Origin of the sequence: Pseudomonas sp. HLMP (assembly GCF_046365545.1) — a bacterium.
Classification (GTDB): Bacteria; Pseudomonadota; Gammaproteobacteria; order Pseudomonadales; family Pseudomonadaceae; genus Aquipseudomonas; species Aquipseudomonas guariconensis_B.
Genome location: NZ_JBDLLR010000001.1, coordinates 565,234 through 574,018 on the forward strand (window position 1 = coordinate 565,234; position 8,785 = coordinate 574,018).

The window sequence follows — 8,785 nt, forward strand, 5'->3', positions numbered from 1 at the left end:
AGCGGGTCGATGGCCATAAGGACTGTGCTGCTGGCGATGTTGCTGTTGCTTGCCCCTGGGCTGCAGGCGGCCGAGGCCGAGGGCGTGCCGCCGCAGATCCACCTGGTCAGCGAGGAATGGCTCGACTACACCAACGCCGATGGTACAGGGCTGGCCTGGGACGTGCTGCGCAAGGTGTTCGAACCAGCCGGGGTGCAGGTCGTGACCCAGAGCGCGCCCTACAGCCGGGCGGTGGGGTTGGTCAGGCGCGGCGAGGCCGATGCCTGGGTGGGCTCCTACAAGGAGGAGAACGCCGACAACCTCTACCCGCGCTGGCACTTCGACATGGACCATATCTATGCCCTGGGCCTGGTCGGCAAGCCCGAGCCGACGCTCGAGACCATCGGCCAGTACCGGCTGGCCTGGGTGCGCGGCTACGAGTTCCAGCACTACCTGCCCAACGTTAAGCATTTTCGCGAGATCCAGCGGCGTGAAGGCATCCTGCCGATGCTCGAGCATGACCGTGTGGACTTCTACATCGATGCCCTGACCGAGGTCGACTATGTGCTCGACCAGGCTGCCCAGCCTGAGCGTTGGCGCCGTACCCATGTGGCCGAGTTGCCGCTGTACCTGGCCTTTGCCCGCAGCGAACAGGCCAAGGCCCTGCGCGAGCTGTTCGACCGGCGCATGGCGCAGTTGGTGCGCAGCGGTGAGCTGGAGCCGATCTTCGAGCATTGGAAGCAGCCGTATCCGTTCACGGCGGACAGCCAGCCGCACTGAGTCATGCGTACACGCCTAGCGGCTCCATTGGCCCTCAGTGAACAGCCCACGCATTCCATGCATCGAACTTTTCGATCTTAAGCCGCGATATTCAGCCTGCGCATGGGCGCTGGCCTGCTGATACAATCGGCCCACATGAAATTTCCTACTTATCAGGAGCACAACGTGCCCGTCGTCTTTGTCGCCGCCTCGAAACTCCCGACTCCCTTCGCGATCTTCACCATGCATGGCTTTCTCGACGAAGCCACTGGCCGTGAGCATGTCGTGCTCAGCCTGGGTGACATCGGCGACGGCGAGCCGGTGCTGGGGCGCCTGCATTCCGAATGCCTGACCGGCGATGCACTGTTCAGCCAGCGTTGCGACTGCGGCTCGCAGCTGGAGGCCGCGTTGCAGGCCATCGCCCGTGAAGGCCGTGGCGTGCTGCTGTATTTGCGCCAGGAAGGCCGGGGTATCGGCCTGCTGAACAAGATCCGCGCCTATGAGCTGCAGGACGGCGGTGCCGATACCGTAGAGGCCAACGAGCGCCTGGGCTTCGCCGCCGACCAGCGCGACTACGCCATGTGCCTGCCGATGCTCGAGCACCTGGGCGTGAAGTCGCTGCGGCTGATGACCAACAACCCGCGCAAGGTCAAGGCACTGACCGGCATGGGCATCAATGTCGCCGAGCGCGTGCCGCTGCACACTGGGCACAACCCGCACAACCGCCACTACCTGGCTACCAAGGCCGGCAAGCTCGGCCACATGATGGGCAACGAGCATCAGGGCGAGGTGCCCCAGGCGTGACCCGTGGCGAGGTGAAGCGGCGCCTGGCCCTGGCCTGGTGGCAATACCTGGCGGTGGGGCTGTTGCCCCTGCCGGTGATGGCCTGGGCCTTCGGTGGGGGCGATGCGTTGATCCCCGTGCTGGCCATGCCGTTGTTCATCGCCGGTGCGGCGAGCATGTTCCTCAGCCTGCCGCGCTTCGGTGCCTACAAGCGCGCCTTGATAGACACCTCCAAGGCCCTGGGCTCGGCCGAAGAGCCGCAGGCCTGGATCGCCCTGGCCCAGGCTCGACGCCTGGCCATGCTGTTCGCCTGTTTCCCCGCCTGGGTGGCGGCGTTTTCGGTGCTGGTCGGCCTGGAGGCGGTACCGCAGGTCCTCCTGGCGATCTCCAGCGTGGTGTTGCTCTACCTCTACCGTATTCCCCGTCAGTTGGGCTGATGCGCATCCTATGCTGCCTGTTGTCGCTGCTGTCCTTCGCTGCGTTGGCCGACAGTGGCCCACGGGTGGTCAGCCTGGCGCCTTCGATGACCGAGATCGTTACCGAACTGCAGGCCGACGACCTGCTGGTAGGCGTGCTCGACGGCGGCGAGCGGCCGGCAGCGCTGGCTGGCTTGCCTTCGGTGGGGCGCCACGGCCAACTCGACATGGAGCGTTTGCTCAGCCTCGAACCCGACCTGCTGTTGCTGTGGCCCGACAGTGTGGCGCCGGCCCAGCGCGACCAGCTCAAGCGCCTGGGCATCGCTACGTTCGTCGGCCAACCCCACGACCTCGACCAGCTCGTCGAGCAGATCGAGGCCATCGCCGTGCGCCTGGGGCGCAAGGCGCAAGGCCAGGCTTACGCGGCCTCCCTGCGCGAACGCCTGCGGGAGCTGCGTGAGCGCTACCACCGCGAACAGCCATTGCAGGTCTTCTACCAGGTCTGGGACAGGCCGCTTTACACCCTCGGCGGCCAGCAGATCGTCAGCGATGCCCTGCGCGTGTGCGGTGCGCGCAATGTATTCGAGGACCTGCGCCAGCCGGCGCCGCAGGTCAGCGTGGAGTCGGTGTTGCTGCGCGACCCGCAGGTGATCCTGGCCGGCGACCCGGCGCAGTTGGGCAGTTGGAAGGCCTGGCCGCGGTTGCGTGCCGTGGCCGACGGTCGCCTGCTGGTGGTGCCGGACAAGGGGCTGGAGCGGCCCAGTGGCCAGATGATCGAAGCCACGGCGCGCCTGTGTGCGCTGCTGGCGGCTAGAGCGCCGGCGTCCAGGTGACGCTCAGCAACCAGGTACGGCCTTCCTCGCGGTAGCCGTAGCTGGCGTTGTCGTAGCTGTACAGGGCGCGGCTGTAGGTTTTGTCCAGCAGGTTGTCGAGCTTCATCTCAAGCTTCAGTTCTTCGCTCGCCTTCCAGCTGCCGCGCAGGCCAAGCAGACCGTAGCCGCCGAGCGCGTTGCGATTGGCTTCGTCGTCGTAGCTGCTGCTGACGGCCTGCCAACTGGCCCCCACGCCGAACCGCTCGAACTGGCGGTCCAGGTCCAGGCTCAGGGTGCGTCGGGCCCGACGGGCGAGGGTATGGCCGGTGTCGCGGTCGCGCGGGTCGACCAGCGCCAGGCCCAGGCGGGACTGCCAGCCGGCCCACTCCTGGCTCAGGGCCATCTCCAGGCCGTTGATGCGCGCCGAGGCCACGTTACGTGGGATCGAGCCTTCGCCGAAGATGATGGCGTCACGCAGGTCGGTGCGGTACAGCGAGGTCTCCAGGCGGGTGCTGGCGCCGATGCGGCTGCGCCATTGCAACTCGTAGCTCCTGGAGCGCTCTGGGTCCAGGTTCGGGTTGCTGAACATCGGGTAGTACAGGTCGTTGAAGGTTGGTGCGCGGAAGCCTTCGCTGTACGACAACAACACATCGTTGTTGGCGTTCAACGGCACGCTGAGGCTGCCGCTCCAGGTGGTCTGGCCGCCGAACTGCTGGTTCTGGTCGCGGCGCACGCCCAACTCGGTGGAGAAGTGTTCGCCGCTGAAGCGGTGCTGGAGGAAGGCTGCGCGATTCCAGCGGCTGTCCTCGGCGAAGTCGGTGCTGCCATGCACGCGGTCCTGGTACCAGTCGGCGCCCACCAGCAGGTGGTGTTGTTCGTTCAGCGTCAGGTCGTTCTGCCAGGTCGCCTGGTCGCGGTAGGTATTGAACACGCTGCCTTCGTCGCTGAGCTTGTCGCGCTTCTTGTCGCGGTTTTCGCCATGACTCAGCTCCAGGCGCGACGTCCAGGCGTCGGTGAGTCGGGCGTCGAGGTAGGTGCCCAGGCTGCTGACGGTGAAGTCGGTGTAGGGCGCCTGCCCAAAGCTTTCGAAGGTGGTCGGGTCGAAGCGTCCGAACGGGTTGTCGTATTCGCTGCGGCCACGGCTGTCGAGCAGGTTCAGCCCCGCCTCGAAGCGCTCGCCGAAGCTGTGGCTCAGGCTCAGGTTGAACGACTTGTTGCGATAGGCGTCATGGTCACCATCGCTGGCGAAGGAGGGGCCGGTCGAGTCGATGCCGGCGGTTTCGTCCAGGCTGGCGCCGAGGTTGAAGCGGGTCTGGCCATCGCCACCGGACAGCCCCAGGCTGCGCTGGAAGGTCTGGTGGCTGCCCGCCGCCAGGCGCAGGCGTGGCTGCAGGCCGGCAGCATTGCCACGACGGGTGAAGATCTGGATGACCCCACCAATGGCATCGCTGCCATAGACCGCCGAGCGCGAGCCGCGCAGCACTTCGACCCGTTCGATCTGGTCGATGTCGAGAAACTGCAGGCCGCTGTCGCCGGAGGTGGCATTGGCGATGCGCACGCCATCGACCAGCACCAGGCTCTGGGCCGACTTGGTGCCCCGGATGAAGATGCCTGGCAGGCTGCCACGCCCGCCCGTGGGCGCGACCTGCACGCCAGGGACGCGGGTCAGCAGGTCGGTGACGCTGGACGGTTGCAGGCGGTCGATGTCGGTACGGGTGAACACCGTGTTGGCAGCGCTGGTGGCGCTGCGCGACTCCACCTGGCGGCTGGCGCTGATCAGCACGTCGGGCAGCTTGAGGGCGTCGTCGCGGTCGGGTTCGGCGGCCAGCAGGGTGCTGGGGAGGCAGAGCAGGGCGGTGGTGAGGGCTGGGATCTTCATTGGCAGTTCCATCGCATTCGCGGGCAAGCCCGCTCCCACAGAGAGCGTGTCGATTTCAGCGTTGCGCTGTACCTGTGGAAGCGGGCTTGCCCGCGAAGGGCTGCAAGGCAGCCCCTTGGATTTACTTACAGGCCGAGCTTGTCCATCCGGGCGCGTACCGACGCTTCGATACCCGCGGCATCCAGCCCGCATTCGGCCAGCATCTGCGCCGGCTTGGCGTGTTCCACATAGATATCCGGCAGCCCTAGGTGCAGCAGCGGCTTGAGCACTGCCTCGCGGGCCAGGAACTCGCCCACCGCGGCACCGGCGCCACCCATGATGGCGTTTTCCTCGATGGTCACCAGCAACTCATGGCTGGCGGCCAGCTCGAGCACCAGGGCCTCGTCCAGTGGTTTGACGAAGCGCATGTCGACCACGGTGGCGTCGATGCCTTCGGCCACTTTCATGGCATCGGCCAGTTGCACGCCGAATACCAGCAGGGCGACCTTGCCGCCTTGGCGGCGCACCACGCCCTTGCCGATTTCCAGCGGCTCCAGGTCGCCGCTGATCGGCGCGTTGGGGCCGGTGCCGCGTGGGTAGCGCACAGCAGCGGGGCCGTTGTACAGGTGGCCGGTGCTGAGCATCTTGCGCAGCTCGTTCTCGTCGCTAGGGGTCATCACCAGCATGCCGGGGATGCAGCGCAGGTACGAAAGATCGAAGCTGCCGGCATGGGTCGGGCCGTCCTCGCCGACCAGGCCGGCCCGGTCGATGGCGAACAGCACGTCGAGGTTCTGCACCGCCACGTCGTGGATCAACTGGTCGTAGGCGCGCTGGAGGAAGGTCGAGTAGATCGCCACCACCGGCTTGGCGCCTTCGCAGGCCATGCCCGCGGCGAGCGTGACCGCGTGCTGTTCGGCGATGGCCACGTCGAAGTAGCGTTGCGGGTAGCGTTCGCTGAAGGCCACCAGGTCCGAGCCTTCCTTCATCGCCGGGGTGATGCCCACCAAGCGGTTGTCGGCGGCGGCCATGTCGCACAGCCATTGGCCGAACACGGCGGAATACTTCGGGCCGCTGGTTTTCTTCGGCGCGGCCGGTTTGTCGGCGGGCTCGAGCTTGGTGATGGCGTGGTAGCCGATCGGGTCCACTTCGGCGGGGGCGAAGCCCTTGCCCTTTTTGGTCACCACATGCAGGAACTGCGGCCCCTTGAGGTCGCGCATGTTGCGCAGGGTGGCGATCAGCGTCGGCAGGTCGTGGCCGTCGATCGGGCCGATATAGTTCCAGCCCAGTTCCTCGAACAGGGTGCCGGGTACCAGCATGCCCTTGGCGTATTCCTCGGTGCGACGGGCGATTTCCCAGGCGCCGGGCAGGCGCGACAGGACCTTCTTGCTGCCCTCGCGCATGCTCGCGTAGGTACGGCTGGAGAGGATCTTGGCCAGGTAGTTGGACAGCCCGCCGACGTTGCGCGAGATCGACATGTCGTTGTCGTTGAGGATCACCAGCATGTCGGCATCGACTTCCTGGGCGTGGTTCAGCGCCTCGAAGGCCATGCCGGCGGTCAGGGCGCCGTCGCCGATCACCGCGATCGACTTGCGCGGGTCGTTCTGCAGGCGGGCGGCGATGGCCATGCCCAGGGCGGCGCTGATCGAGGTGCTGGAGTGCCCGACGCCGAAGGTGTCGTACTCGCTCTCGCTACGCCGCGGGAAGGCGGCGATGCCGTCCTTCTGGCGCAGGCTGAGCATGCGCTGGCGGCGACCGGTGAGGATCTTGTGCGGGTAGGCCTGGTGGCCGACGTCCCAGACCAGACGGTCTTCGGGTGTGTCGAAGACGTAGTGCAGGGCGATCGTCAGTTCGATGACGCCGAGGCCTGCACCGAAATGCCCACCGGTCTGCCCAACGGTGTAGAGCAGCTCCTGGCGCAGCTCGTCGGCCAGGGTCTCCAGGTCGGCTTCGGCCAGCCGGCGCAGGCCGGCGGGCGTGTCGGCGCGGTCCAGCAACGGCGTGACCGGGCGTTCGCGGGGGATCTCTTGAAACGTCGTGGGCATCAGGCGAGTCGTTATAGGTGTGAAGACGCGGCAGTTTACCCCATTGTGGGAAAAGCTGCCCATTCAACCACGGGGTGTACGGACCTTGGGGGCGTGGGACTGCTCCAATGCCGCTTGGTCAGGTGGTCCCTTGTCGTTCTGGGGCGCGAAGCGGCCCCGTACACAGGCTCAGGGCTTAATGGCGGCGCTCGACGATATAGCGGGCCAGCGCACGCAGGGGCTCGGCATTTTCACCGAAACCCTCCAGGGCCCCCAGGGCCTGGTCGCGCAGCTCTATCGCATAGGCCTTGGCCGCCTCGAGGCCGAGCAGGGCCGGGTAGGTGGGTTTGTCGCGGGCGATATCGGCGCCCTGGCGCTTGCCCAGCGTGGCGGTATCGCTTTCCACGTCGAGAATGTCGTCCTGCACCTGGAAGGCCAGGCCGATGGCCCGGGCATAGGCCTGCAGGGCGTCGAGCTGCGCCTGGCTGGCCCGGCCGCTGGCCAGGGCGCCGAGGCATACGCTGGCCTCGATCAAGGCGCCGGTCTTGTGCCGGTGCATGTATTCCAGGGCCTGCTGGTCGAGTTTCAGCCCCACCGAACCGAGGTCGATGGCCTGGCCGCCGACCATGCCGGCGGGGCCGGCGGCCTTGGCCAGGGCCTGGACCATGGCCAGGCGGATGGCATCGGGCTGCGGGCTCAGGCGCGGATCGAGCAGGGCATCGAACGCCAGGCTCTGCAGGCCGTCGCCGGCGAGGATGGCGCAGGCTTCGTCGAAGGCCTTGTGGGTGGTCGGCTGGCCGCGACGCAGGTCGTCGTCGTCCATCGCCGGCAGGTCGTCATGGACCAGCGAGTAGGCATGGATCAGCTCGACGGCGCAGGCTGCGCCATTGGCCTGTTCGGCCGGTGCGCCGAAGGCTTCGCAGGCGGCGTAGGCCAACAGGGGGCGCACGCGTTTGCCGCCGTTCATCACGCTGTAGCGCATGGCCGCGTAGAGCCGCTGCAGCTCGGGCGAAGGCGCCTCGAACAGGGGGGCCAGGGCAGCGTCGACACGGGCCTGGCAACTGGCCTGGTAGGCGGCGATCATGCTTCCGGCTCCGCGTCGAAGGGCTGGGCGGCCAGTTCGCCGTCGCGTTCGAGCAGGATCTGCACCTTCTGCTCGGCCTGGGCCAGGGCGCCCTGGCAGTCACGGGTCAGGGCGATGCCTTGCTCGAAGGCGGCCAGCGACTCTTCCAGCGACAGCTCGCCGTTCTCCAGGCGCTCGACCAGGGCTTGCAGGTCGGCGAGGGATTGCTCGAAATCGATGGAGGCTTTTTTGCGGGCCATGGCGACATTCTCGGTGGCATTTTGAACGGCGCGACACTAGCAGAGCGGGGCAGGGGGAGCAAATTGGCGCAGGGTATCGTTCGTCGTATTCGGGCCCATTCGCTGGCAAATGGGCCTCTTGGTGGAACAAAACGTAACTAATCGAGTAGAGAGAACCTGTGCAGGCCGGCCTACAGGATCAGGCAGGCATCGCCTCGGGCGCCAGCATCGCCTCGCGGTAGCGGGCCAGTTCCTCGATGGTCAGTACCGGCAGGTTGTACTGGCGGGCATACACCGTCACCTGTTCGCCGCGGGCCATGCTGCCATCGGGGTTCATCAGCTCGCAGAGCACCGCTGCCGGGCGCAGGCCGGCCAGGCGTGCCAGGTCCACCGAGCCTTCGGTGTGGCCACGGCGTGTCAGCACGCCGCCGTTGCGGGCGCGCAGCGGGAACACATGCCCGGGGCTGACGATATGACGTTGCTCTGCGGTCGAGCGCAGGGCCGCTTCGATGGTGGTGATGCGGTCCTGGGCTGAAACGCCGGTGCTGACCCCTTCGGCCGCCTCGATGCTGACGGTGAAGCCGGTACCATGGCGGGCCTGGTTGTTCTGCACCATGGGCGCCAGTTGCAAGGCATCGACGGTGGCTTCGTCCAGGCACAGGCAGACGATGCCGCTGCAGTCGCGGATCATCATGGCCATGGTCTGCAGCGAGAGGTTCTCGGCGGCGGCGATGATGTCGGCTTCGTCCTCGCGGTCGTCATCGTCGAGCAGCAGCACGGGGCGGCCGGCCTGGAAGGCGGCGATGGCAGCGGTGACGTTGGGGAATTGCGGGTGAGGCATGGTGGACATGAAAC

The 8,785-nt window shown here is 66.9% G+C and carries 9 protein-coding genes; 4 read left to right on the top strand and 5 right to left on the bottom strand.

Annotated elements, in window-relative coordinates:
• The first annotated feature begins 9 nt into the window (after positions 1-9).
• From ABFA30_RS02850 to ABFA30_RS02865, 4 genes are all read left to right on the top strand, one after another.
• Entirely contained in the window at positions 10-759 is a 750-nt protein-coding gene (locus tag ABFA30_RS02850) for a substrate-binding periplasmic protein (RefSeq protein WP_410045125.1), read from the top strand.
• 165 nt (positions 760-924) lie between these two features.
• Positions 925-1,542, top strand: a complete 618-nt coding sequence (gene ribA / locus ABFA30_RS02855; protein WP_225788771.1) for a GTP cyclohydrolase II — start codon at positions 925-927, stop codon at positions 1,540-1,542.
• Positions 1,539-1,958 carry an MFS transporter gene (locus ABFA30_RS02860; RefSeq protein WP_225788770.1) on the top strand — a complete coding sequence of 140 codons (420 nt, stop codon included), beginning with the start codon at positions 1,539-1,541 and terminating at the stop codon, positions 1,956-1,958. The genes ribA and ABFA30_RS02860 overlap by 4 nt, the downstream gene beginning before the upstream one ends.
• Positions 1,958-2,770 carry a cobalamin-binding protein gene (locus ABFA30_RS02865; protein ID WP_253079902.1) on the top strand — a complete coding sequence of 271 codons (813 nt, stop codon included), beginning with the start codon at positions 1,958-1,960 and terminating at the stop codon, positions 2,768-2,770. Before ABFA30_RS02860 ends, ABFA30_RS02865 begins: the two co-directional genes overlap by 1 nt.
• Here the strand turns inward: ABFA30_RS02865 and ABFA30_RS02870 are convergent.
• The 5 genes from ABFA30_RS02870 to ribB form a co-directional block, all read right to left on the bottom strand.
• Positions 2,748-4,640: a TonB-dependent receptor domain-containing protein gene (locus tag ABFA30_RS02870; protein WP_410045126.1), complete on the bottom strand. Its 1,893-nt coding sequence runs from the start codon at positions 4,638-4,640 to the stop codon at positions 2,748-2,750. The two genes, ABFA30_RS02865 and ABFA30_RS02870, sit on opposite strands and share 23 nt — an antisense overlap.
• A 113-nt stretch (positions 4,641-4,753) precedes the next feature.
• A complete protein-coding gene (gene dxs / locus ABFA30_RS02875; RefSeq protein WP_225788767.1) occupies positions 4,754-6,649 on the bottom strand; it encodes a 1-deoxy-D-xylulose-5-phosphate synthase in 1,896 nt (631 codons plus the stop codon).
• Between the two features lie 175 nt (positions 6,650-6,824).
• On the bottom strand, positions 6,825-7,712 hold the full coding sequence (gene ispA, locus ABFA30_RS02880) for a (2E,6E)-farnesyl diphosphate synthase (RefSeq protein ID WP_253079900.1): 888 nt from the start codon (positions 7,710-7,712) through the stop codon (positions 6,825-6,827).
• On the bottom strand, positions 7,709-7,951 hold the full coding sequence (locus ABFA30_RS02885; protein WP_011531978.1) for an exodeoxyribonuclease VII small subunit: 243 nt from the start codon (positions 7,949-7,951) through the stop codon (positions 7,709-7,711). The genes ispA and ABFA30_RS02885 overlap by 4 nt, the downstream gene beginning before the upstream one ends.
• Positions 7,952-8,129: 178 nt before the next feature.
• A complete protein-coding gene (gene ribB, locus ABFA30_RS02890) occupies positions 8,130-8,780 on the bottom strand; it encodes a 3,4-dihydroxy-2-butanone-4-phosphate synthase (RefSeq protein WP_225788765.1) in 651 nt (216 codons plus the stop codon).
• Positions 8,781-8,785 lie beyond the last annotated feature (5 nt).